Raw genomic sequence first — 23,530 nt, 5'->3', positions numbered from 1 at the left:
GAACAACGTGCAGTGCCGCACAGGATGTGCAAACACTTGTTTGAAGGAATGATCCTTCAAAACTAAACAAGATCCAAACGCACCTGTCTATAAGACCGCGAGGTCTTATATTCCGTATAATATCCTTAGAAAGGAGGTGATCCAGCCGCACCTTCCGATACGGCTACCTTGTTACGACTTCACCCCAATCATCTGTCCCACCTTCGGCGGCTGGCTCCAAAAGGTTACCTCACCGACTTCGGGTGTTACAAACTCTCGTGGTGTGACGGGCGGTGTGTACAAGGCCCGGGAACGTATTCACCGCGGCATGCTGATCCGCGATTACTAGCGATTCCAGCTTCACGCAGTCGAGTTGCAGACTGCGATCCGAACTGAGAGCAGATTTGTGGGATTGGCTTAGCCTCGCGGCTTCGCTGCCCTTTGTTCTGCCCATTGTAGCACGTGTGTAGCCCAGGTCATAAGGGGCATGATGATTTGACGTCATCCCCACCTTCCTCCGGTTTGTCACCGGCAGTCACCTTAGAGTGCCCAACTGAATGCTGGCAACTAAGATCAAGGGTTGCGCTCGTTGCGGGACTTAACCCAACATCTCACGACACGAGCTGACGACAACCATGCACCACCTGTCACTCTGCCCCCGAAGGGGAAGCCCTATCTCTAGGGGTGTCAGAGGATGTCAAGACCTGGTAAGGTTCTTCGCGTTGCTTCGAATTAAACCACATGCTCCACCGCTTGTGCGGGCCCCCGTCAATTCCTTTGAGTTTCAGTCTTGCGACCGTACTCCCCAGGCGGAGTGCTTAATGCGTTTGCTGCAGCACTAAAGGGCGGAAACCCTCTAACACTTAGCACTCATCGTTTACGGCGTGGACTACCAGGGTATCTAATCCTGTTCGCTCCCCACGCTTTCGCGCCTCAGCGTCAGTTACAGACCAGAGAGTCGCCTTCGCCACTGGTGTTCCTCCACATCTCTACGCATTTCACCGCTACACGTGGAATTCCACTCTCCTCTTCTGCACTCAAGTTCCCCAGTTTCCAATGGCCCTCCCCGGTTGAGCCGGGGGCTTTCACATCAGACTTAAGAAACCGCCTGCGCGCGCTTTACGCCCAATAATTCCGGACAACGCTTGCCACCTACGTATTACCGCGGCTGCTGGCACGTAGTTAGCCGTGGCTTTCTGGTTAGGTACCGTCAAGGTACCGCCCTGTTCGAACGATACTTGTTCTTCCCTAACAACAGAGTTTTACGATCCGAAAACCTTCATCACTCACGCGGCGTTGCTCCGTCAGACTTTCGTCCATTGCGGAAGATTCCCTACTGCTGCCTCCCGTAGGAGTCTGGGCCGTGTCTCAGTCCCAGTGTGGCCGATCACCCTCTCAGGTCGGCTACGCATCGTCGCCTTGGTGAGCCGTTACCTCACCAACTAGCTAATGCGCCGCGGGTCCATCTGTAAGTGGTAGCTAAAAGCCACCTTTTATAATTGAACCATGCGGTTCAATCAAGCATCCGGTATTAGCCCCGGTTTCCCGGAGTTATCCCAGTCTTACAGGCAGGTTACCCACGTGTTACTCACCCGTCCGCCGCTAACCTAAGGGAGCAAGCTCCCGTCGGTTCGCTCGACTTGCATGTATTAGGCACGCCGCCAGCGTTCGTCCTGAGCCAGGATCAAACTCTCCATGAAATAATGGAGCGCAGATTAAGCTCGTCACATCCTGTGACAACATCTGCATGACCTGCATCGTGCAGGCCCCTGACTACGCACATTCGCATGCGCGATTTATTTAATGAATTAACAGGTACGTTTTGTCTTGTTTAGTTTTCAAAGATCATTTCCGCTTCAATCAGAAGCGACTTTATTAGTATAACATTTTCAACTAGGCGTGTCAAATGTTTTTTATTTTTTTCAGTCGCTGCTGCTTTAGTAAAAAACCGTTTCGCTAACAGCGACGTCTAATAATATATCACCATCAAGAATCAGAGTCAACACTTTTTTTTATAAAATATCCTCGGTGAAAAATCTTTTGTCCCTTTGTTTCAATCGGCTCTACTCCAACCAGGTCCTTTTCGACCAAAAACTCAAGAATAGCGCCGAGGTCCGCCGTGAAATATTTAAGCTCAGGATGTGTGAGCAGTTCGGCAAATTGCCAAACGTTTTTTTCGCCCATCACATTCAGAATGTGTGCGGCTCCGATTTCAGCTTTGGAATGAATGAGAAAATCGCTTGCGAGGAATAATAACTCCAGCCGTTTTTGCAGACTCTCATTGCTTTCAATCAGTTCTTTATAAAGCTTATATACCTGCGGCTCCATATGCCGGACTTGGTTCCATACCGTTACTTCGGGATGGAAGCCTTTATCAATCACTTCGATTCTGGCCAGATGATGAAGAGCGTGCACGATGGAATTGTAAGCATCCAAAAACTGATCATCTTCAAAAAACGCTTTTCCTTCTATATACCTTCTGATTAATTTTCCGTATTCAAGCCCAATTTTCAGTTTTCGCTCTGAAAAAGGGAATGTATTGAGCTGTTCAATCAGCTTTACGATATATTCGTTTCGGTCAAAGAGAATTTTCCCGTTCAAAATCCAATCTATGATTCTTCTGTTTGTTCCAAGCAGGATCCATTCTTGAAGCTGTTCAACGGAAATGATATGAAGAGAAGCCGTTTTTCCGTCAAATTCATAATGCTTCACGAATACCGGTTCCTCAGCCTTATTTACGATTACTAATAATGCCGCATCAAAGTTATCTGTTGCTGAAGAGGTTTGGTTTCTCCTCTCTATGATCATCACAGCTAAAGTATCAGGGCGGCTTGCTCTTTCTTGGTAAATCGGACGGAGAAGATTTTCCATCACCATTCCTCCAATACAGATGTAAAATACGTTCTCTAAAATGCTTCTCTTTCGTTTTCTACCTACTTCTACGAGCCAATAAAAACTCCTTTATTTTGAAAACACATTGACATATTATAATCAATTCCCCGGAAACTCTCTATAGAAAAATACCATTTCATTCATTTTTATTAAAGAATAACACATCTTAGATATGCTATATTAGAGAGAGGGGGATGAATATGGCGAAATATTCTAGTAAAATCAATAAAATCAGAACGTTTGCCTTAAGCTTAGTATTTGTCGGCTTCATCATTATGTATGTCGGTATCTTTTTCAGGTCTTCTGTCTTGCTGATGTCGGTGTTTATGCTCTTGGGGGTTTTATCTATCATGCTGAGCACGGCGGTTTATTTTTGGATTGGTATGCTTTCAACAAAAGCGGTCAAAGTCATCTGTCCGAATTGCGAAAAGCCGACCAAGGTCCTCGGCCGGGTTGATATGTGCATGCACTGCAGGGAGCCTCTTACGCTTGACAAAAATTTAGAAGGAAAAGAATTTGATGAGTCATATAATCGAAAGTCCGTCAGGCAGGCACTGAAACAAAAATAAGCTGACCGTTAAAAAAGCGGCCAGCTCTTTTTAATGGCTTTCTTTTTTATCGCATTCCTGACATAAACCGTATATCTCCAGTCTGTGGTGACTGACTTTAAATCCTGTCACATGTGAAGCAAGCTGCTCTACTTCATCCAGCCCCGGATAGTGAAAGTCTACGATCTTTCCGCAGCGTTCACAAATCGCATGGTAGTGCTCGGAAGTCACAAAGTCAAACCGGCTTGAAGAATCTCCGTATGTCAATTCTTTCACGAGCCCTGATTCTTTAAATACCCGTAAATTGTTGTAAACCGTTGCTACGCTCATGTTCGGAAATTTTCCTTCCAGAGCTTTATATATGTCATCTGCAGTTGGATGAGACATAGAATTTACGAGGAATTCCAGAATGGCATGACGTTGAGGAGTAATTCGCACCCCGGTTTCCTTCAACGCTTCCAACGCTTCTTTCAGGTTATGTTCAGCCATCGTCATGCACCTCTCTTCTAAAAAAAATTCTTATATTATAACGTTTATAATTAGTGTAACTCCAGAGCGGAATTTTTGTCAATTCCAATCCCTGTGAAAACCCTATTTTTAAATCAAAATACTCTTAATATACATCATGTTCAATCATCCGGCAGAATATGTCCATAACATGAGGCCAAACCTGTTGCGGCCCGGCCCCATGCTTGTTCTTATTTTTCATACACTTCTTTTACAGCTTGCAGAGCCTCTGCAACGTGGTCTTTCACCCTTACTTTCCGCCATTCTTTCACAAGGCGGCCTTCTTTATCAATTAGAAAGGTTGATCGTTCGATCCCCATATATTCTTTGCCAAAATTCTTTTTCAGTTTCCAAACGCCAAAGCTTTCAGCGAGTTTATGCTCATCATCGACAAGCAGCAGAAATGGCAGATCGTGTTTTTCCTTGAATTTTTCATGTTTTGCCTGATCATCAGGACTGACGCCGATGATGACGGCATCAAGTTCTGCAAAGCTTTCATGGCTGTCTCTGAAATCGCATGCTTCCGTCGTGCAGCCCGGTGTCATATCTTTCGGATAAAAATAAAGCACGATGTATTTCCCTTGAAAATCTGACAGTTTTACTTTTTCGCCGTGATCACCAAGCAGTTCAATTTCAGGAACCTTTTGTCCAATTTCTACAGTCATTGTTTTGCCTCCTGTATATTTAAAAGTTTGCTTCCCTTCATTATAAAAAACAGTTCCCTCCTGTTCAAATCAAGCCTGAGAAAACAGGGCCGGTGCGGCTGTCTTTTTGCTCTCAGATCACAACGTGTTACAATATAGCCATACACAGAGGTTATAGAAATGGGGAGGACATTATGCAGCATACACAATCAGAAAAGCTTCATGAAGAAGCTCTTCAGCATATCGTAGGCGGTGTCAACAGCCCGTCCAGATCATATAAAGCCGTGGGCGGCGGATCGCCTGTCGCGATGGAAAAAGCCCAAGGCGCTTATTTTTGGGATGTAGACGGAAATAAGTACATAGATTATCTTGCGGCATACGGACCGATTATTACCGGCCATGCACACCCGCACATTACAAAAGCCATTCAAAAAGCGGCCGAAAATGGGGTGCTCTACGGAACACCGACAAAACACGAAGTCATGTTTGCCAAAATGCTGAAGGAAGCCATTCCGGCATTGGATAAAGTAAGATTCGTCAATTCGGGAACGGAAGCTGTCATGACAACGATCCGCGTCGCCCGCGCGTATACCGGCCGGACGAAAATTATCAAATTTGCCGGATGCTACCACGGCCATTCGGATCTCGTGCTCGTCGCTGCCGGATCAGGACCTTCAACACTGGGTACACCGGATTCAGCAGGAGTGCCAAAAAGCATTGCAAATGAAGTGATCACCGTTCCTTTTAATGATATTGACGGCTATAAAAAAGCCCTTGAAAAATGGGGAGACGATGTTGCGGCAGTGCTCGTTGAACCGATCGTCGGAAACTTCGGAATCGTTGAGCCGAAAAGCGGATTTCTCGAACAGGTGAATCAGCTGACTCACGACGCCGGCGCACTGGTCATTTATGATGAAGTCATTACCGCGTTCCGCTTTATGTATGGGGGAGCACAGGACCTCTTGGGCGTCAAGCCTGATCTGACGGCGCTCGGCAAGATCATCGGCGGCGGACTGCCGATCGGCGCATACGGCGGCAAAAAGGAAATCATGGAGCAGGTGGCTCCGCTCGGCCCTGCATATCAGGCAGGGACAATGGCGGGCAATCCGGCGTCGATCTTATCAGGAATCGCCTGCCTTGAAGTCCTGAAAGAAAATGGGACGTATGAAAAGCTTGACCGCCTCGGCGCCATGCTTGAAGAGGGGATTTTGAAGCACGCCAAAACGCACGGCATCGAGATTACCATCAATCGTTTAAAAGGCGCCCTCACCGTCTATTTCACAAATGAAAAAGTCGAGAATTACGAACAAGCCGAAAATACGGACGGCGAGATGTTTGCGGCATTTTTCAAACTGATGCTTGAACGGGGAGTCAACCTCGCCCCTTCCAAATATGAAGCATGGTTTATCACGATCGCACATACGGAAAAGGATATCGAAGATACGCTGAAAGCCGTTGATGAGTCATTTAAACAATTGAAACAACAAGTGTAACAAAGAGAGCGTTTTTGCTCTCTTTTTATCAATGAACCGATATTTTGAAAAGGTGTCTCCAGGTCATTTGGCGCTAGAAGAATCAGCTTGTTTTTCTTTTTTTTGACAATGGTTTGTTTTTTCTTAGAAATGGGTTGAATATTTCAGAAGATCGCTGTATATTACTTTATTGTTTGGCAAATTAGCAGAGAAATGTTCTGGTACGATTCATTTTCTGTAAAGAACGAATTTTATTATAGAAAGGGATGCAAGTACAGCCTAATGAAACTTGGTGCCCGTATTCTCAAAACAGGCATTGCCATTACGCTTGCACTTTACCTCGCAGCATGGATCGGCCTGCCTACCCCGGTGTTTGCCGGTATTGCCGCTATTTTTGCGATACAGCCTTCGATCTATCGTTCATTTTTGACGATAGTCGATCAAGTGCAGGCGAATATTATCGGTGCTGCAACAGCTATTATTTTTGGACTTATTTTTGAACCCAGTCCGATTATCATCGGATTGACGGCGGTCATTGTCATTGCGATTAATTTGAAGCTCAAGATCGAAAATACGATTTCGATCGCGCTTGTCACCGTTATTGCGATACTGGAAAGCTCCGGCGACAACTTTTTAATGTTCGCTTTGGTGAGAACCGGAACAGTCATTCTGGGCGTTCTGTCTGCGTTCCTGGTCAACCTGATCTTTCTGCCGCCCAAATATGAAACAAAGCTCGCCAGCCATATTGTCGAGAACACAGATGAAGTCATTAAATGGATTCGTCTTTTGACGCGGAAAACGACAGAGCATAAGATGCTGAAAGAAGACATTGAAAAACTGAAAGAAAAAATGATGAAGGTCGACCATCTTTACTTGCTGTACAAAGAGGAAAGAAGCCATTTAAAACGAACGACGTATGTGAAGTCAAGAAAGCTCGTTCTTTTCAGGCAGGCGATCATCGCGTCCAACCGTGCGCTTGATACCTTAAAAAAGCTGCACCGTCTTGAAAATGATTTTTACCATATGCCGGAGGAATTCCAGGAAACGCTTGTGGAAGAACTTGATTATCTTCTTCACTGGCACGAGCGGATTCTGATGAGATTTGTCGGCAAGATTAAAACACATGATACGGAAGACCTTCTTGAAGAAGGGGACGTGTACAAACAGCATTTGACAGAATCGTTCCTGAAAAACCAGGATAAATTGAAAGAAGAACTATTGGATTACAATATGCTGACCATTATGGCGAGCACGGTTGAATACCGCGAGCAGCTCGGCCATTTGGAAACGCTGATCTCAAGCTTTCAGACGTATCATCGCGAAGACAGCGAGCTTGAAGTCGGTGATGATGAATGAGCCGCCAACGCTCGGCATGCTGAAAAGCCGGTTAACGACATCGTTAACCGGCTTTTTTATTTGCCTTCTTTCATTTTCGGGTCAAGAGTATCCCGCAGCCCGTCGCCCATTAAATTGAAGCCGAGCACCGCCAGCATAATCGATATACCCGGAAAAAACAATGTCCAGGGAGCCTGTGCCAAGTAAGGCCTGGCATCAGCAAGCATTTTTCCCCATTCAGGGTTTGGAGCCTGCGCCCCCAATCCCAAAAATCCGAGTGCGGCCGCCTCGATAATCGCTGTTCCAATATTGAGCGTGGCCTGGACGATAACGGGCGCCATACTGTTCGGCAAAATATGCTTAAACATCATGCGGAAATTGGACATGCCGACCGCCCTTGCAGAAAGGATATACTCCTCCTGTCTGATGCTGAGCACTTTTGAACGGACAAGCCTTCCAAACGTCGGGATATTAATGATGGCGATTGCAATCAGCGCATTTTCAAGTGAAGGGCCGAGAATGGCGACAATCGCAATCGCGAGAAGGATGCTTGGAAACGCGAGCATAATATCAAACATTCTGGAAATCAGCCCGTCCGCCCATTTGCCGTAAAAACCGGCAATCAGCCCTAATATCGTTCCCGCAACAGCCGAACCCAGGCAAGAAAAGAATCCCACCCAAAGAGAAAGCCTTGCGCCGTAAATCACCCTGGAAAAAATGTCTCTGCCAAAGTCGTCCGTTCCAAAGAAATGTTCTGCAGATGGCGGAGCCAGTCTTTCTGATAATGACTGGTCATTTAATCCGTATGGAGCGATGAGCGGCGCGAAAATGGCCAGAAGGATAAAGAGTGCGACAAGTATGCTGCCGGCGGCCGCAAGCTTGTGCTGAAAGAACTGCTGCATATGTTCCGACAGAGGCGAGCGGACCTTTTCTTCTACCCTCTGCCGTTCTTCCTGCAGGACAACCATATTCCCCGCCTCCTAATACTTAATTCTCGGATCGATCACGGCATACAGCAGATCAACGATAAAATTGATCATGACGAAGATGAAGGCGATCATAAGGATGCCCGATTGAATCACCGGATAATCCCTATAGCTGATCGCATCATAAATGTAGCGGCCGATGCCGGGCCATGCAAAAATCGTTTCCGTCAAAATCGCGCCGCCAAGCAAAAGTCCTGTCTGCAGGCCGATAACGGTAAGAATCGGAATAAAAGCATTTTTTAGACCGTGTTTATATACGACGGAAAACATATGAACGCCTTTTGCTTTTGCCGTGCGGATATAATCAGACTGAAGAACCTCAATCATACTTGCTCTCGTAATTCTCGCGATAATCGCCGCGGGGATTGTCGCAAGGGCCGTCGCCGGGAGAATTAAGTGGCGGATCGTTTCGCCGAACTGGTCAAATCTTCCCTGCAACAGTGTATCAAGCGTGTGAATATAAGTGATGGCTTCTACCGGATTTCTCACATTTTCCCTTCCGGTAGTCGGCAGCCAGCCGAGCTCGATGGAAAAAAACCATTGCCCCATTAATCCCAGCCAAAAAATCGGCATGGATACGCCGATTAAAGCAATCAGCATGGCTGTATAATCAAACACCGAGTTTTTAAACCAAGCGCTGATCATTCCGGCATTCACCCCGATCAATACCGCAATCATCATCGCAAAAAAAGCGAGTTCGAGAGTGGCGAACAAATAAGGCTGCATTTCTTTTGTAATCGCCGCCCCCGTGCGGATGGAAGTCCCCAGATCCCCTCTCAATAAATCTCCGATATATCTTCCATATTGAATATACCAAGGCTGGTCAAGGCCGAGCTGAACGGTCAGCTGCTGGACCGCTTCTTTTGTCGCCCTTTGGCCGAGAATCACCTGTGCAGGATTTCCGGGAATAAAGCGGATGATTGAAAAGACGACGAGGGTCATGCCGATAAGAACAGGTATCAGCATGACGGTTCTCTTCAAACAGTAAGCAAGCAATGGCAGTCACCACCTTGTTCAACTATTTCCATTCTACGCCCGACAACACTTCACTCCCCGTCGGGTGCGGGACATATCCTTTTATGTCTTTTGAGCCTGCCAAAACCGGTGTCGAGTGAACAAGCGGGACCCACGGCGATTCTTCATGAATCAGCTCCTGCGCTTGTTCATAAAGCTTATTTCTTTTCTTCTGGTCGGGATCTGCCTGTGCTTCGATTAAGATGTCGTGAAGCTCGTCATTGCTGAAATACGTATAGTTGTTGCCGCCGATATTGTCCTTATCAAGCAATGTGTAGAGAAAATTGTCAGGATCGCCGTTATCCCCCGTCCAGCCCATTAAAAACGAGTCGGCTTCGCCTTTGCTTGCTTTATCTATATAGGTAGCCCAGTCATATGTGACGATTTCCGCTTTGACTCCGATTTTTTCAAAATCAGATTGAATCACCTCGGCGATTTTCATGCCGTCCGGCATATACGGACGCGGAACGGGCATCGCCCATAGCTGCATCTTGAATCCGTCCGGATATCCCGCTTTTTTCAATAATTCTTTTGCTTTTTTGAGATCGTACGGATATGGTTCAACACTGTCATTATAGCCTTCGAGTGAAGGAGGCAGCGGATTTTTCGCAGGGTCTGCAAGGCCGCCGTAGAAGGAATCGATGATCGCCTGTTTATTGACGGCATGGTTTAACGCCTGGCGGACAAGCTTATGATCCAGCGGCTTTCTCGTTGTTGTCAGTCCGAGGTAGCCGACGTTCATGGACGGCCTTTCAAAAATTTTCAGGTTGGGATCGCTTTTGATGCTTTCAATATCTGACGGATTCACGCCGTCCATCAAATCGATTTCACCGGTTTTTAGCGCATTCAAGCGGGCCGAGTTTTCCGGAATCGCTCTGAAAATAATCTTTTTCAGTTTCGGTTTTTCCTGATCCCAATAGTCTTCATTTTTTTCAAGGACGATCCGGTCATTCGGTTTCCATTCAACGAATTGATACGGTCCAGTGCCGACGGGGTGTTCCCTGAATTTGTCCCCGTATTTTTCGATCGCCGCCGGGCTGGCGATTCCAAATGAAGTCATCGCGAGGTTTTTTAGAAACGGTGCCTGCGGACGCTTTAAAATAAATTGGATTTTATGGTCATCAAGAATTTTTATATCTTTTATGACATGCCCATCATCCTTTTTATAGCCTCCGAACATCCCATAGTAAGGAAATTTTTCTTCATCCCCGTTCATCCACCGGTCAAAATTGTATTTCACGGCTTCTGCATTAAAATCGGTTCCGTCATGAAATTTGACGCCTTTTCTCAGCTCAAGCGTATAGGTCAGACCATCGTCTGAAGCCTCCCATTTGACGGCCAGGCCCGGGTGAAGGGTAGTGTCCTGCTCTCCGTAGTTCAGCAGCGTTTCAAAAATGTTTGTCGTCACCTTGAATGCTTCGCCTTCAGTCGTTGTAATCGGATCAAGCGAGGTTGAATCACCGCCTCTTCCGAAAATGAGCGTATCTTTTTCATTTTTGGCACCGCCCCCCTCTTTTTGGCTCTCTTTTCCAGAGCATCCCATTAAACATAAGGACACAGCCAGCATCATTCCCAAGGCTTTCAGCCAATGTTTTCTTTTCATTCTCTAAGCCTCCCTGTTGGTTAAATGACATGCGGTATAATGGCCATTCGCCGTTTCGGCCAGCGCCGGCTCCGCCTCCTCGCATATTGCTTCACGTTTCCGGCATCTCCCGTAAAAAGGACACCCTTTTTCATGAGCACCAGCAATATGAACGTCTGCTGCCGCTTCATCCACTTCTCCCTTTCCGATAACGGGCACTGCTGCCAAAAGGGATTCTGTGTAAGGATGTTTCGGCGCTCTAAATAATGTGTCGGCATCAGCCATTTCGACGATTTTTCCAAAATACATGACCGCCACCCGGTCGCTGATATAGCGAACGACGCCAAGATCATGCGAAATAAAGAGAAAGGTTAGTGAAAAAGCTTCCCGCAGATCTGACAGCAGGTTTAAAATTTGCGCCTGTACAGACACATCCAGCGCTGAAACGGGTTCATCGGCAATGATCAGCTTCGGCTTTGTGATCAGCGCCTTTGCAATTCCGATTCTCTGCCTCTGTCCGCCGCTGAATTGATGGGCATAACGCTCTCCATATGAGGCGTCCATGCCTACGATCTCAAGCATTGAGCGGACGACATCTTTCCTCTCGGCTTTCGTTCCTAACCGATGGACAATCAACGGCTCTTCTAAAATATCTTTGATTTTCATCCGGGGATTTAAAGACGCATAAGGGTCTTGAAAAATCATTTGAAACTGCCTTCTCATCCCGCGGAGCTCTTTTGCTCCGAGTCCGGTGATCTCATGTCCGAGAAAGACCACCTTGCCTGAAGTCGGTTCTGTCAGCCGCAAGATCGATTTTCCCAAAGTTGATTTGCCGCAGCCGGATTCACCTACAATCCCGAGAATCTCTCCTTTTTCGACCGAAAACGAAACATCATCAACCGCTTTGACCGTTTTTTTTCGAGAGACCGGATAATATGTTTTCAGCCGGCTGACGTTTAAAAGCTCATTAGTCATCTGTCCCTCCTTCTTCCTCATAGAGAAAGCACCGTACGGCGTGTTCATCATGTAATCTGCCAAGCTGCGGTTCTTCTTGAACGCAGCGATCGACTTTGTGCGGACATCTGGGGGCAAACATGCAGCCTTTTTTGATCGTTCCGGGCTTCGGCACTTGTCCTTCAATCGACGTCAATCTCTCCGATTTGCGGGTGAATGCGGGAATGGAAGCAAACAGCCCTTTCGTATAAGGATGTTTCGGATCTGCAAAAATGGCTGCGACGCTTCCTTCTTCAACGATTCGGCCGGCATACATGATCATCACTCTTCTGCACGTATTGTGCACAACGCCGAGATCATGAGTGATCAGAAGAATGGCTGTTTGAAATGCTGTGTTCATTTTTTTTAAAAGAGAAAGAATTTGGGCCTGGATGGTGACGTCAAGAGCGGTTGTCGGTTCATCGGCAATCAGCAGCTTCGGATCGCAAATGAGAGCCATCGCGATCATGACCCGCTGCCTCATACCGCCCGATAATTCGTGGGGATACTGTTTCATCAGCTGGTCCGCCCTCGGAAGGCCGACGGTTTCCAGCATGCGGACGGCTTTTTCGGCTGCTTGCTTTTTGTGTCTATTTGTGTGGCTGGATAGAGCTTCTATCAGCTGATCTCCAATCGTGAACAGGGGGTTGAGAGAGGTCATCGGCTCCTGAAAAATCATTGCTATTTCATTGCCGCGCATATGGCGCCATTCTTTTTCCGACTGCATAAGAAGATTCTTTTCCTGAAACAAGATCCGTCCTTTAGTGCGGGTATTGGCATTCAGTCCCATCAGGGCAAGGGAAGTGACGCTTTTGCCGCAGCCGGATTCCCCGACAACTCCGATGATTTCTCCTTTATGGATGGTGAAAGAAACGCCTTGAACAATCGGAATGTCAGATTTTTTTTTTTGAAACGAAATGGAAAGATCCGATACTTCGAGCAATTTCTCCTTTGTCACATATACACCTCCGGAGCTTGTATTTTTTAAATTGTATTTACGCTGCATAGGAAATATGTACGAAATTTATAGAAGAGAAAAAGCCCGGCCTCCGTTTGCGATAAACGAAAGTCAGGCTTTATACATGTCAGCTTAATTTTTGAATCGTAAATAATTGCTTATAATGGCCGTCGCGGCTCATCAGTTCCTGATGCGTTCCCATTTCGGCAATTTGTCCGTTTTCGATCACGACGATTTTGTCAGCATGCGTGATCGTGGACAGTCTGTGAGCCACGATAAAGGTTGTCCGGTCTTTTGCGAGCTTTTCCATCGCTTCTTGAATATAATGCTCGCTTTCAAGGTCAAGCGCTGAGGTGGCTTCATCCAAGATCAAAAGCGGCGGGTTTTTCAAAAACACCCGGGCAATCGAAATCCGCTGCTTCTGCCCTCCTGAAAGCTTGACGCCCCGTTCCCCGACCTTTGTCTCATATCCCTCGGGCAGCTCCATAATAAAATCGTGGGCATTTGCCGCCTTTGCTGCTGCAATGATGCTCTCCATCGAAGCGTCAGGGTTTCCGATTGAAATATTTTCACGGATCGATTCGCTGAACAAAAATGTATCCTGCAGCACCATGCCGATCTGGTTTCTCAAGCTTCTCGCCTGGTAATCGCGGACATCGACACCATCAATATACAAATGGCCGGATGTGACATCATAGAACCTGGGGATCAGGCTGACCAGCGTAGATTTCCCGCCTCCGCTCATACCGACGAGGGCGACCGTTTCACCTTGTTTTGCTGTTAACGACAGGTTTTTCAAGATCATTTCATTTGTTTTTTCATATTGAAACGAGACGTTTTTAAATTCGACAACGCCTTGTAAATGGTCCGCTTTTATGGCATTGGGCTTATCCTTTAATTCATACGGTTCATCGATAAACTCAAACAGCCTGTCCATGGAGGCGATCGATTGGGTCAATGTCGTCGATGAATTGATAAGGCGCCTCAGCGGATTGTAAAGTCTTTCGATATACCCGACAAACGCAACCATCGTACCGACCGTCAAATTCCCGTGAATAACATGGTAGCCTGCAACTGTAATGATAATGAGCGGCGCCAGATCCGTAATCGTGTTGACAACGGCAAATGTTTTCGCATTCCATGCCGTATGGCGGATCGCTTTGCCGAGGAAATTTCCGTTTTCATGGTCAAACTGCTTTTGTTCATGATCTTCAATGGCAAAGCTTCTGATCACCGGCATTCCCTGAACCCGTTCATGAAGATGGCCCTGCACCTCGGCCAAAGCCTGGGACCGCTCTCTCGTCAGGGTTCTGAGCCTGCCGTAAAAATATTTAACCGAGAGCCCGTAAAGCGGGAACAAAATAATCGAAATAAGGGTCAGCTTCACATCCATCGTCATCATGATGGCAACGGCGATAAAAATCGTAATGACGTCCAGCCAGACGTTCATAAGCCCGATGATGACAAATTCTTTCGTTTGCTCGACATCATTGATCACCCTTGAAATAATTTCGCCGGCTCGCGTATTCGCGTAATATCTGAGGCTCAGTTTCTGAATGTGGGAAAAAAGCCTGTCCCGGATGTCATAGAGCACCTTGCTTGCCGTCCATTGCGCAAAATATTGCCGGTAGTATTCGACAGGCGGCCGAAGCACTAAATAAACGGCGAACACGACCGCCATTACGGTAAATAGTGAAGACGTTTTTTCCTGAGCCGTCCCGGTTCCCTGAATGATGTCATCGACCACATATTTCAGGAGAAGCGGGATGACGAGCGGAATCGAAAATTTTATAATGCCGATCAGGACTGTCAAGATGATTTTCCATTTATACGGCTTGACAAATTCCATATATCTTCTGATGATACCCACAGTATCCCCCCTCTGTTTTTGTCTTTGTGTGAGTCCACCACAAAAAACCTGTTGACTCTCAACAGGCTAAATGGCTTATTTTGTATAATGGAGATACCGTTCATACCAAAAATCGATAAACTCCGGAGCAAACGGACCTTTTCTTTGATGAATCCAGTGAAGCAGCGTATTCAAATGGTATCTCAGGATACCGTCTATTTCCTTTGGATAATTCATCGCTTTTTTATGGTCTGCGTATTCGTCTTCATCAAGAATATGGTAGGTCATATCGGGAAAGACCTTTACGTCCAGATCATAGTCAATGTATTTGATGGCTTCATCGTCCAAAGCAAACGGCGAGCTGATGTTGCAATAGTAATAGATGCCGTCTTCGCGAAGCATGCCGATGACGTTAAACCACTGCTTTGCATGGAAATAACAAATGGCGGGCTCTCGTGTAACCCATGTCCGGCCGTCAGATTCCGTGACCATTGTCCGGTCGTTGGCGCCGATGATGCACAATTCCGTTGCTTTTAATATCGTCGTTTCGCTCCAAATCCGATGAATTTGCCCATTGTGCTTGTAGCTATGAATTTGAATGGTTTCTCCTTCCTTGGGAAAGCCCATGTTTCTCCCCTACTTTCTTTGCAAAAGCCTTACAAGTCAGTGTTTCACATCGCCTGTCCGACAGTTCTTTTATTTATTATAACGTTTGAAAATAAAAAATGAAAATAAAACAGCCACTCCGGAACAGGAATGGCTCTTTTCAGGAAAAAAAACTCAGGCTTCAATTTTTTGATATGCCTGAATCACCTGTTCCGTCTGTTTTTGAAATAAATCCTGAATGGCGGCAAGGTCTTTTCGCTTTTGAGATATGTCTTCCCGAATCGATAAAAGCTGGGCTTTTTTTTCGAGGGCCATCAGTTCTTTTTCGATTTGCTGGCATCTTTCAATCTCGGCTTGAAGATATAGTAGCTTATCCATAATTTCCATCTGGCCTTGAACCAAATTTTCAAATTCCGGCATTTATATCCTCCATTCTTTGCTCTACTCCATTTATTGCCTAAGTATCATTTCTCTATACCTGCTGAATGTCCTTTGACTGATTCTGCCTAAGATTCGGAAGTTTTGTCGGATCACAAGCGGAAAGAAAAAAGCACCCCATCCGATCATGAAGTGCTTTTTCCTGTTTCAGTGATTAGCTGTTTTGCTGTTTGTTTTGCTCAGCTTGCTGGTTATTTTTTCTCACTTGCTGCGCGTCAGTTTCGCTGGCAAATTCAGTGCCGAACTGACCACCTTGAGCAGAAGCTTGGTTTTGTTGTCTTACTTTTTGTGCGTTTGTTTTGGATTGTTGGTTAGCCATTGTATATCACCTCCACGACACTTAGATTGTGCAGACGGGTGATATCCTATTCACTCAGGCAAAAAAATTTAAACGAGCAGGGAGCGTCCGCCGTCGATAATGATCGTCTGTCCGCGGATCATATCCGCTTTTCCTGACGTCAAAAATTCGATGGCATCGACCATATCGCCGATTTCGACCATGCGGCCGGCCGGCGTATTTTTACGGGCATCCTCAAGAAGCTCTTCCCGGTTTGGAAAATGCTTCAGCGCGTCGGTATCGATCGCACCTCCGGATACCGCGTTGACGACGATGTTTTTCGAAGCAAGCTCGACTGCAAGATATCTCGTTAATGACTCAAGCGCCGCCTTGGAAACGCCGACTGTCGTATAGTTTTCCAAATAGCGGATCGAACCGAGGGAGCTGATGCTGACAATATGGCCTCCGCCCGTTTTTTCCATCAGCTTCGCCGCTTCTTGCGCGCAAAAAAGCAATGCTTTGGCATTGATGTTCATCGTCCAGTCCCAATGGCTCTCTTCAAGCTCCATGACAGGGCGCAAAACGCCTGATGCGGCATTGTTGACAAAAACATCAAGTCTGCCGAACGCTTCTTCAATTTGCTGAAACATATCTTTAATTTTCGCCGGCTGGCCGACATTCGCTTTAACAACCAGTGCTTTTACGCCGAGCTGTTCGATTTCCTCAGCTGTTTCCATTGCCGCTTTTTTGCTTCTTGCATAGTTGATGACGATATTGTAGCCGTTTTTCGCCAGTCTGAGAGCCGCCGCTTTTCCGACTCCCCTGCTGCTTCCTGTAATCAGCGCACATTTTCTTTGTTCCATCTGTCATTCATCTCCTAGTATAGATATTTGAATCTGTTTAAAAATAATGTTATCCAAGACCAAAAGGAGGCTTTCGCCTTATGTACGTCGGACGCGACATGAGCGAGCTCGATCAAACGCCTAAGCATGAATGGAAAGATGCGGAGCTCCTCTATTTCCACCACGCCTTCCAGCAAATGATGCCTTTTTTAAATCAGGAAGGGCATGAAGAATATGTGGAGGTTGTACAAGAAATTAAAGCCAGAGGCGGCCTCCGCCGCCAAGAAGCCGACTATACGCACGGCACTGAAATTCATTATGATTAACGGGCAGCATTCACAGTCAAGCTGCCTATTTCATATACATATTCCATATTTTCTGGTGCGACACAGGGAAGGCGTATTCAGCAAGCTCTTCTTTCGTCACCCTTTTCAAATAGGTACCATCCGGCTGATTCAGCACTTTCCCGAAAAAAACGGAAATGTTCCAGACAAGGTGTGTAAAGACGTGTTCAACGATCCCTTCAAGCGGGCCGATGTCGGCCTCGATTCCGGCTTGTTCCTTCAGAAAAGCTGAAAGCTGCTCCCGTTCTGTTTTCAGGCCTTTTTGCGTTTCTGTATTTGGAAATTCCCACAAATTCGCAAGCAGGCCGGATTCAGGTCTTTTATGAATGTAGAAATAACCTTCTTCATCTGTCAGAACAACGGCAGCAAGGCTTTTCAATCCGGGCTTCTTCTTTTTGCTTTTGACGGGCAGCTCTTTTTCGCACCCTTCAGCAAAAGCAGAGCAATGTTCACGGACCGGGCACAAAAGGCAGGAAGGCGATTTCGGCGTGCAGATGACCGCGCCAAGCTCCATCAGCCCCTGATTAAATTCAGACGGTTTATCTTTTGACATAAAGGCTTCCACGATGTTTTCAAATAATGTTTTTGTCTTTGGTTTTGCGATGTCGTCCCATACGGACAGAATCCGGGACATCACCCGCATCACATTGCCGTCCACCGCCGGAACCGGCTGATTGTAGGCGATGCTCAGCACCGCGCCTCTGGTGTAAGGGCCTACTCCTTTTAACCCGCCAAATTCCTCTTTTGAGGAAGGAACAACTCCGCCATACCGTTCATGCACTTCTTTGACTGCGCTTTGCAGATTCCGGACGCGGGAATAGTATCCCAGTCCTTCCCATGCTTTAAGCACTTTTTCTTCATCAGCTTCGGCGAGGGCTTTTACGTTCGGAAACTTGTCGATAAAATTGTTAAAATAAGGGATGACCGTTTCAACCCTGGTCTGCTGCAGCATGACCTCCGAAACCCAGATTTTATAAGGGTCCGTGTCTGAACGCCAGGGAAGATCCCGTTTTTCTTTTTCATACCAAGAAATTAAATCTTCTTGAAACTGTTGAATATTTTTTTGCTCTAATTTTTTTTTCAAATCAATCATGAAACTTCTCCTTGCCTGTCCTCGTCACATTAACACACTGCACTTTTGTTCTTTTGGCTTTTTGTTGTAAACTAAATGCATACACGATAAACATGTTACATGAAAAGTGGGGAAAGAAAAAGCGTTAAATATTTCAGGACATGAATTGGGACGGCGTACAGGTTAAGGTATAACAAAACATGATTTTCAAACACCGTTAGGGGAGGTCACCAATGGATACTGGCACACACGTTGTCATGGGTGTTGCGCTCGGCGGCATCGCAACGTTGGATCCCGTCGTCGGCATGGATCCTTCTATGGCTCAGGCCGTAATGATTGCGACCATCGCCGGATCACAGGCTCCTGATATCGATACGATTTTAAAATTGAAAAACAACGCTGTTTATATAAGGCATCACAGAGGGTTGACACATTCAATTCCCGCCGTCCTCATTTGGTCTATATTGTTTCCGGGGATTCTGTATTTGTTCTATCCGGGAGCGAACCTGCTGCATCTTTGGCTGTGGACGCTCGCCGCAGTCGCATTGCACGTGTTCGTCGATATTTTCAATGCGTACGGCACCCAGGCGATCAGACCGTTTTCAAGAAAATGGGTGGCGCTTGGGTTGATTAATACATTTGATCCGTTTATCTTCGTGAGCCATCTTGCGGCCATCGCCGTCTGGCTGGCGGGCGGGCATCAGGGTTATACGTTTTTAGCCCTCTACATCATCCTGGCGGGATACTACCTGTTGAGATTTTGGATGCAAAGGCGGATCAAGCAATCGCTTCGCCAGAAAATCGATGATATTGAAGAAATCATCATCTCGCCGACAATGAAATTCAGACAGTGGCGAATCGCCGTCAAGGCAAAATCCGCTTTTTACGTCGGCAGAAGCATCGACGGAAACGTCGTTATCGTCGATACGTTCAACAGGGTGCCGGTTCCCGAATCATCTGTTATGAAAGCGGCAAAACAAGATAAAAACATTTCTGCTTTTCTTTCTTTTTCCCCTGTCTACAAATGGGAAATCGATACGTATCAAGACCATTATGAAGTCCGGTTCATCGATTTGAGATACCGCAGCAAAGGGCACTATCCGTTTGTTGCCATCGCCCATATCGACCGGGACACCATGGAATTAATCACATCCTATACAGGGTGGATTTTCAGCGAAGAAAAGCTTCAGAAAAAATTAAAGCTTGGCTCTGTTTAAGAGCCAAGCTTTTTTCTTCTCCGGCTGTACCATATACCTGCGCCAAGACTGATGATGGTGATAGCGAGTGTTTCTTTGAAGTACGGCGGCTCATATACGAGCTGTATGTCGTTTTCCCCTTTATCGACAGTGAAGCCGATGAAGGAATAGTTTGCCTTTTGAACGGTTTGTTTTTTACCGTTCACCGTGACTTCCCAGCCTTTTTCAAATGGGATCGGGAGCACCATATAGCGGTCTTTGTTTAAGTTTTGATAGCTGATCGACAATTTATTTTGTTCCCACGTCATATGCGCAGACGGCGCCTTTTTCGCTGCCGCTTTTTTTAGGGCTTGATAATTCTCCTGATACAGTTCGAGATCATCAAGTTTGTACGTTCCTTCCGGCAGCCGGATCGAAATCTTATCCGCCTTCGGCACCCTGATCGTCAAATCGTAGATTCCCGTTTTATAGATCGACTGATTTGATTTTCTTGACGTGACATAGTCATTGACTTTCAAGTTGAAGAACTGGTCTTTGGCAAGGCTCTTCAAGTAAAAGCTGACATAGTAGTCGCCCTCTTTCGGGACGTCTCCGGGAGGGATGAGATCGATTCCGCCGTTTTCCGCTGTGACATGCAGCACGCCGTTTTTATAGGTTGCCCCTTTCATGCTTACGTTCGTCTGTCTGATCAAATCAGGAGCTTTCGGAGGCTTCGCTTTTTGATCAGGGTTTTCTAAAACGATTCCCTCCAGCATCGCATGTTCTTTAGCCAATGCGGGCGCCCCCGACAAATCTCTTTCTGAAAAAGCGGTATCAGCCGTACGGATGAACGGCAGTGTATATTTGTTTTTAAATACAGCATAATGCTGCGACTCGTCCGCTTTCTCAAATCCGTATGGCGCGTCAGACGCGTTCTCTTTTTCCCTCATGTAGTACTTCCCGTACAGCAGGCTGTATAAATTGGCGCGGCCGCCCATTGTCGCGTAGCGGCTGACACTTTCCCTTCCCATGTCGACCTCAAGGTCTTTCCAATAAAATAGCAGAAGGTTTTGATTAAGAATGCTCGAATACGCGCTGAAGCCGTTGAAATCCTGGATCAGCGGCGTGTTGTTGCGAACGCCGTTCATCCAGTCGATCCTTGTATACGGGTCTCCGCCGTCGTCTTTTTTCATGTTTTGCAGGAGTTTGCGCTGTTCTTCCCCGTCGTAGTCATTGCTTGTCATATAGTCTTTCGAAACACTTTTTATATCGCTTCCTTCTGAAAGGACGTATTTTTCATATACGTTGGCTATCAAAACCGTCGAAACCAATATACAGCCGTTCAAAAAAAACAGCGATTTTTTATATCTTAAACCAACAGCCGCAAAAGCGGCGATTGCCAAAAAGAGCAGAGCAAGGATGCCCCAATTTTTCAGCAATGATAAATCAACATCTTCGTACCGGATGACGGCTATGTACACAAGAAGGGTAAGCAGGCATGACCATGCGATTTCTTTTCGCTTTATGTTTTTGATCTCCGTCAAGCCGGCGGCCACGGCCGCGCCAATCGTAAATGCGAGCAAATATTCAAATCGGTTCTGAGGGGCGGAGAAGCCGTTAAATGCGCTCGCAGCGATCGGACTGAAATGGAGAAGCCCCAATACAACGCTGATTCCGGCAAACAGCCTGAATGTTTTGTTTTTGTAAAATGAAAGGACAAACAAAAACAGGACAAAGGCTGCCGGCAGAAGGATGATGCGGCTTGAAAACAAGATGTCATCCGTGAAATCGTACATCGCGATCGTCTGGTCGTACGGCGGCCGCAAATTGTTCAAAAAGCCGTATACGGCAGGGACAAAGGAAACAGCGCTGACTCCAAAGGAGATCAGACACGATACCGCAAACAGCCTGAATTGCTCCCACTTTGACGCCTCGCGGTCATCAAGCCGGATCAGCCAGCGGAAAATGACATAGATCGCAATGAAAATCAGGTTGATATAAGCAAAATAAAAATTGTTGAACAGCGTCAAAGAACAGGCAATGATAAACAGGCCGGGACGCTTTTCCCTGATGATTTTTTCGGCGCCGACGACAAGCAAAGGCACCCATAGCATGGCATCGCTGAAAAATTCCCAGAATACCGTATGGCGGAAATAGATGACCGATGTTCCGTACAAAACGGCACCTGTAAAGGCGGCCGCTTTATGTTTTACCATATAGAAAAACGCATAGGAAGTGATCAAGATGATGAGGCTCAGCTTGACAATGCTGATAAAGACCGCGGCATTCGCCCAAAACAGCGGATCGGCATCCCCCGCCATATGAAAAAGCTGCAGCAGAAAAACGGCAACCGCAGAACCGATAAACACGAAAGATGTCGTGAAATAATAGCCAAGCTGGCTGTAGATCCCGCCTCCGAGGCCGAAGGAATAGGAATAAAAAAAGTTGCCTTGTTTATACTGGTCAAATAGAAATGACTTAAAAATGACCATTTGCGCAAGCCCGTCGCCGTTCCCTACCATGTAGCGATCTTCGGTCCACTCATATAAAAAAAACAAATGGGCGGCCAAAGAAATGACAAAGCTTGAGATGACAAATAAAAATGCTGTTTTTTTCATACTTTTCCCCTGTCTCTTTTCAAAATCTTTCCTGTCAGCAAAAATGTCAGAGGAACGGTTAAAAACATGGAAGCCAGCGGTGCTGCCGCACTGTTCATTTTTAAAAGGTTGACAAAAACATACATAAACAAAGAAGACGCGGCCAAATTGAACAGCTGTGTCAGCGGAAACTGCAAAAACTTCGCAAGAGTCGGTCTGGTTTTAAATGTAAAATAGCAATTCAAGAAAAATGAAATGACAAGGCTGACAAGAAAACCGGCAATGTGTGATGCCATGTAATCAATATGCAGCACAAAATGCAGCAGCAAATAAACTACATAGTAATTCAATGTATTCAAGACGCCGACAATGGCGAAACGAATAAATTCAAGATTCATTTTTTTCATGAGCTTCTCCATGCCCGATGTTTGCCTCCTGTATTAAATAATGAGGCCGCTTCTTCGTCTCATAGTAGATTCTCCCGATATACTCGCCGATGATCCCGAGGCTGAGGAGCTGAACGCCGCCAAGAAACAAAACCGCAGAAATGATTGTAAAATAGCCCGGAACGATCACGCCGTATTTTAGTATCCGAATGAACGTTGCAATAATATAGATCAGCGACAGAAAAAGAATGAAGATGCCGGTGTAGAAGCAAATTCTCAGCGGTCTGTTGTTAAACGAAACGATCCCGTCGATCCCATAGTTCAACAGGTGGCGGAACGACCACTTTGATTTTCCGTTTTTCCTCTCGACATTTTCATAATAAATAATTTTTTGATCAAAGCCGATCCAGCAAAACAAACCTTTTGAAAAACGGTTTCCTTCGCTGAGTTTCAAGAGCGCGTTCACGGCTTTTCTGCTTAACAGGCGGAAGTCGCCGACACCGTCCCGCAAATCAACCTCAACCGCTTTGTTGATAAAACGGTAATAAAGCGATGACAGATAGGAACGGATCGGATTGTCTCCCTTGCGGTTCCGCTGGGCGATTACTTGATCATAGCCTTCTTCAAACCCTTTAATAAAATCGTGGAGAAGGTATGTCGGATGCTGCAAATCAGCGTCCATCACAACGACCGCATCGCCCCTGGCGTGTTGAAATCCGGCGAGAATGGCCGCTTCCTTGCCGAAGTTTCTTGAAAATGAAATATATTTCACCCGCTCGTTTTTTTCTGCCAGATTTTTTATTTCCTCCAAAGTTTGATCTGTACTGCCGTCATTTATGTAGTAAATTTCATAATCATACTCAATGGATTGAAATTCGTTCCTTAATGATTCATAAATCAGTTTAATGTTGCTTGCTTCATTATAGGAAGGAATAATAATTGAAACGAATCCTTTCTTCACTTAAAGGCACCTCTTTTGGACATAATAAACTCGCATCCGGCATGCTGAGCAGGATACTTTACGCACACCTTAT

21 protein-coding genes, 1 rRNA gene and 1 pseudogene are annotated in these 23,530 nt (G+C 46.1%); 5 read left to right on the top strand and 18 right to left on the bottom strand.

Features of this window, described 5'->3' with window-relative positions; all coding sequences use genetic code 11:
* Positions 1 to 129: 129 nt before the first annotated feature.
* Together R5H20_RS04895 and R5H20_RS04890 are read right to left on the bottom strand one after the other, a co-directional pair.
* Positions 130 to 1,679, bottom strand: a 16S ribosomal RNA gene (locus R5H20_RS04895).
* Positions 1,680 to 1,965: 286 nt separating this feature from the next.
* Positions 1,966 to 2,850 (bottom strand): nucleotidyltransferase-like protein, encoded by an 885-nt coding sequence (locus tag R5H20_RS04890; protein ID WP_006639840.1) that lies wholly within the window; start codon positions 2,848 to 2,850, stop codon positions 1,966 to 1,968.
* A gap of 221 nt (positions 2,851 to 3,071) precedes the next feature.
* On the opposite strand from R5H20_RS04890, the gene R5H20_RS04885 reads away from it, so the two are divergent.
* Complete coding sequence (locus R5H20_RS04885) at positions 3,072 to 3,440, top strand: YgzB family protein (protein ID WP_006639841.1); 369 nt, start codon at positions 3,072 to 3,074, stop codon at positions 3,438 to 3,440.
* A gap of 30 nt (positions 3,441 to 3,470) precedes the next feature.
* Here the strand turns inward: R5H20_RS04885 and perR are convergent, their stop codons facing one another.
* Positions 3,471 to 3,908 carry a peroxide-responsive transcriptional repressor PerR gene (perR, locus tag R5H20_RS04880; protein WP_003179961.1) on the bottom strand — a complete coding sequence of 146 codons (438 nt, stop codon included), beginning with the start codon at positions 3,906 to 3,908 and terminating at the stop codon, positions 3,471 to 3,473.
* A 209-nt stretch (positions 3,909 to 4,117) separates the two neighbouring features.
* Complete coding sequence (gene bcp, locus R5H20_RS04875) at positions 4,118 to 4,591, bottom strand: thioredoxin-dependent thiol peroxidase (protein ID WP_006639842.1); 474 nt, start codon at positions 4,589 to 4,591, stop codon at positions 4,118 to 4,120.
* 173 nt (positions 4,592 to 4,764) lie between these two features.
* On the opposite strand from bcp, the gene R5H20_RS04870 reads away from it, so the two are divergent.
* Together R5H20_RS04870 and R5H20_RS04865 are read left to right on the top strand one after the other, a co-directional pair.
* A complete protein-coding gene (locus tag R5H20_RS04870) occupies positions 4,765 to 6,063 on the top strand; it encodes a glutamate-1-semialdehyde 2,1-aminomutase (RefSeq protein WP_006639843.1) in 1,299 nt (432 codons plus the stop codon).
* A gap of 261 nt (positions 6,064 to 6,324) precedes the next feature.
* A complete protein-coding gene (locus tag R5H20_RS04865; protein ID WP_006639844.1) occupies positions 6,325 to 7,398 on the top strand; it encodes an FUSC family protein in 1,074 nt (357 codons plus the stop codon).
* Between the two features lie 56 nt (positions 7,399 to 7,454).
* Here R5H20_RS04865 and R5H20_RS04860 read toward each other — a convergent pair whose 3' ends face one another.
* The 10 genes and pseudogenes from R5H20_RS04860 to fabL form a co-directional block, all read right to left on the bottom strand.
* Positions 7,455 to 8,345 carry an ABC transporter permease gene (locus R5H20_RS04860; RefSeq protein WP_006639845.1) on the bottom strand — a complete coding sequence of 297 codons (891 nt, stop codon included), beginning with the start codon at positions 8,343 to 8,345 and terminating at the stop codon, positions 7,455 to 7,457.
* Between the two features lie 12 nt (positions 8,346 to 8,357).
* Positions 8,358 to 9,359 (bottom strand): ABC transporter permease, encoded by a 1,002-nt coding sequence (locus R5H20_RS04855; protein ID WP_006639846.1) that lies wholly within the window; start codon positions 9,357 to 9,359, stop codon positions 8,358 to 8,360.
* Positions 9,360 to 9,381: 22 nt separating this feature from the next.
* Positions 9,382 to 10,980 (bottom strand): ABC transporter substrate-binding protein, encoded by a 1,599-nt coding sequence (locus R5H20_RS04850; RefSeq protein WP_006639847.1) that lies wholly within the window; start codon positions 10,978 to 10,980, stop codon positions 9,382 to 9,384.
* A gap of 3 nt (positions 10,981 to 10,983) precedes the next feature.
* Complete coding sequence (locus tag R5H20_RS04845) at positions 10,984 to 11,934, bottom strand: ABC transporter ATP-binding protein (protein WP_006639848.1); 951 nt, start codon at positions 11,932 to 11,934, stop codon at positions 10,984 to 10,986.
* Positions 11,927 to 12,910: an ABC transporter ATP-binding protein gene (locus R5H20_RS04840; protein ID WP_006639849.1), complete on the bottom strand. Its 984-nt coding sequence runs from the start codon at positions 12,908 to 12,910 to the stop codon at positions 11,927 to 11,929. The genes R5H20_RS04845 and R5H20_RS04840 overlap by 8 nt, the downstream gene beginning before the upstream one ends.
* A gap of 127 nt (positions 12,911 to 13,037) precedes the next feature.
* A complete protein-coding gene (locus R5H20_RS04835; RefSeq protein ID WP_006639850.1) occupies positions 13,038 to 14,780 on the bottom strand; it encodes an ABC transporter ATP-binding protein in 1,743 nt (580 codons plus the stop codon).
* A gap of 75 nt (positions 14,781 to 14,855) precedes the next feature.
* The gene (locus R5H20_RS04830) at positions 14,856 to 15,386 is read right to left on the bottom strand and encodes a nucleoside tri-diphosphate phosphatase (RefSeq protein WP_006639851.1); all 531 of its coding nucleotides are present in this window, start codon (positions 15,384 to 15,386) and stop codon (positions 14,856 to 14,858) included.
* A 153-nt stretch (positions 15,387 to 15,539) separates the two neighbouring features.
* Positions 15,540 to 15,785: a YgaB family protein gene (locus tag R5H20_RS04825; protein ID WP_006639852.1), complete on the bottom strand. Its 246-nt coding sequence runs from the start codon at positions 15,783 to 15,785 to the stop codon at positions 15,540 to 15,542.
* 172 nt (positions 15,786 to 15,957) lie between these two features.
* A pseudogene (locus tag R5H20_RS04820) lies at positions 15,958 to 16,107 on the bottom strand (gamma-type small acid-soluble spore protein); the annotation flags it as partial.
* Positions 16,108 to 16,190: 83 nt separating this feature from the next.
* On the bottom strand, positions 16,191 to 16,943 hold the full coding sequence (fabL, locus tag R5H20_RS04815) for an enoyl-[acyl-carrier-protein] reductase FabL (RefSeq protein WP_006639854.1): 753 nt from the start codon (positions 16,941 to 16,943) through the stop codon (positions 16,191 to 16,193).
* A gap of 80 nt (positions 16,944 to 17,023) precedes the next feature.
* Between fabL and R5H20_RS04810 the strand changes: the two genes are divergently transcribed.
* Entirely contained in the window at positions 17,024 to 17,248 is a 225-nt protein-coding gene (locus R5H20_RS04810) for a hypothetical protein (RefSeq protein WP_006639855.1), read from the top strand.
* A 25-nt stretch (positions 17,249 to 17,273) separates the two neighbouring features.
* Here R5H20_RS04810 and mutY read toward each other — a convergent pair whose 3' ends face one another.
* Positions 17,274 to 18,359 (bottom strand): A/G-specific adenine glycosylase, encoded by a 1,086-nt coding sequence (gene mutY, locus R5H20_RS04805; RefSeq protein ID WP_006639856.1) that lies wholly within the window; start codon positions 18,357 to 18,359, stop codon positions 17,274 to 17,276.
* A gap of 212 nt (positions 18,360 to 18,571) precedes the next feature.
* On the opposite strand from mutY, the gene R5H20_RS04800 reads away from it, so the two are divergent.
* Positions 18,572 to 19,555 (top strand): metal-dependent hydrolase, encoded by a 984-nt coding sequence (locus R5H20_RS04800; RefSeq protein ID WP_006639857.1) that lies wholly within the window; start codon positions 18,572 to 18,574, stop codon positions 19,553 to 19,555.
* Here R5H20_RS04800 and R5H20_RS04795 read toward each other — a convergent pair.
* The 3 genes from R5H20_RS04795 to R5H20_RS04785 are packed head-to-tail and all read right to left on the bottom strand — an operon-like array spanning position 19,552 to position 23,457.
* On the bottom strand, positions 19,552 to 22,131 hold the full coding sequence (locus R5H20_RS04795) for a YfhO family protein (protein WP_006639858.1): 2,580 nt from the start codon (positions 22,129 to 22,131) through the stop codon (positions 19,552 to 19,554). The genes R5H20_RS04800 and R5H20_RS04795 overlap by 4 nt on opposite strands.
* The gene (locus R5H20_RS04790; RefSeq protein WP_006639859.1) at positions 22,128 to 22,529 is read right to left on the bottom strand and encodes a GtrA family protein; all 402 of its coding nucleotides are present in this window, start codon (positions 22,527 to 22,529) and stop codon (positions 22,128 to 22,130) included. The genes R5H20_RS04795 and R5H20_RS04790 overlap by 4 nt, the downstream gene beginning before the upstream one ends.
* The gene (locus R5H20_RS04785; protein WP_006639860.1) at positions 22,498 to 23,457 is read right to left on the bottom strand and encodes a glycosyltransferase family 2 protein; all 960 of its coding nucleotides are present in this window, start codon (positions 23,455 to 23,457) and stop codon (positions 22,498 to 22,500) included. Before R5H20_RS04785 ends, R5H20_RS04790 begins: the two co-directional genes overlap by 32 nt.
* Between the last annotated feature and the right edge of the window lie 73 nt (positions 23,458 to 23,530).

Origin of the sequence: Bacillus sp. KICET-3 (assembly GCF_033261025.1) — a bacterium.
GTDB classification, from domain to species: Bacteria; Bacillota; Bacilli; order Bacillales; family Bacillaceae; genus Bacillus; species Bacillus sonorensis.
Note: the sequence above shows the minus strand (reverse complement) of the source record. Positions and strands in the feature narration are given on the sequence as shown.

Coding starts and splice junctions, on each gene's coding strand:
- bcp (WP_006639842.1), bottom strand. CDS start 4,591: ATGACTGTAGAAATTGGACAAAAGGTTCCTGAAATTGAACTGCTTGGT.
- R5H20_RS04865 (WP_006639844.1), top strand. CDS start 6,325: ATGAAACTTGGTGCCCGTATTCTCAAAACAGGCATTGCCATTACGCTT.
- fabL (WP_006639854.1), bottom strand. CDS start 16,943: ATGGAACAAAGAAAATGTGCGCTGATTACAGGAAGCAGCAGGGGAGTC.
- mutY (WP_006639856.1), bottom strand. CDS start 18,359: ATGATTGATTTGAAAAAAAAATTAGAGCAAAAAAATATTCAACAGTTT.
- R5H20_RS04870 (WP_006639843.1), top strand. CDS start 4,765: ATGCAGCATACACAATCAGAAAAGCTTCATGAAGAAGCTCTTCAGCAT.
- R5H20_RS04850 (WP_006639847.1), bottom strand. CDS start 10,980: ATGAAAAGAAAACATTGGCTGAAAGCCTTGGGAATGATGCTGGCTGTG.
- R5H20_RS04795 (WP_006639858.1), bottom strand. CDS start 22,131: ATGAAAAAAACAGCATTTTTATTTGTCATCTCAAGCTTTGTCATTTCT.
- R5H20_RS04890 (WP_006639840.1), bottom strand. CDS start 2,850: ATGGAAAATCTTCTCCGTCCGATTTACCAAGAAAGAGCAAGCCGCCCT.
- R5H20_RS04860 (WP_006639845.1), bottom strand. CDS start 8,345: ATGGTTGTCCTGCAGGAAGAACGGCAGAGGGTAGAAGAAAAGGTCCGC.
- perR (WP_003179961.1), bottom strand. CDS start 3,908: ATGGCTGAACATAACCTGAAAGAAGCGTTGGAAGCGTTGAAGGAAACC.
- R5H20_RS04885 (WP_006639841.1), top strand. CDS start 3,072: ATGGCGAAATATTCTAGTAAAATCAATAAAATCAGAACGTTTGCCTTA.
- R5H20_RS04810 (WP_006639855.1), top strand. CDS start 17,024: ATGTACGTCGGACGCGACATGAGCGAGCTCGATCAAACGCCTAAGCAT.
- R5H20_RS04845 (WP_006639848.1), bottom strand. CDS start 11,934: ATGACTAATGAGCTTTTAAACGTCAGCCGGCTGAAAACATATTATCCG.
- R5H20_RS04825 (WP_006639852.1), bottom strand. CDS start 15,785: ATGCCGGAATTTGAAAATTTGGTTCAAGGCCAGATGGAAATTATGGAT.
- R5H20_RS04830 (WP_006639851.1), bottom strand. CDS start 15,386: ATGGGCTTTCCCAAGGAAGGAGAAACCATTCAAATTCATAGCTACAAG.
- R5H20_RS04800 (WP_006639857.1), top strand. CDS start 18,572: ATGGATACTGGCACACACGTTGTCATGGGTGTTGCGCTCGGCGGCATC.
- R5H20_RS04790 (WP_006639859.1), bottom strand. CDS start 22,529: ATGGAGAAGCTCATGAAAAAAATGAATCTTGAATTTATTCGTTTCGCC.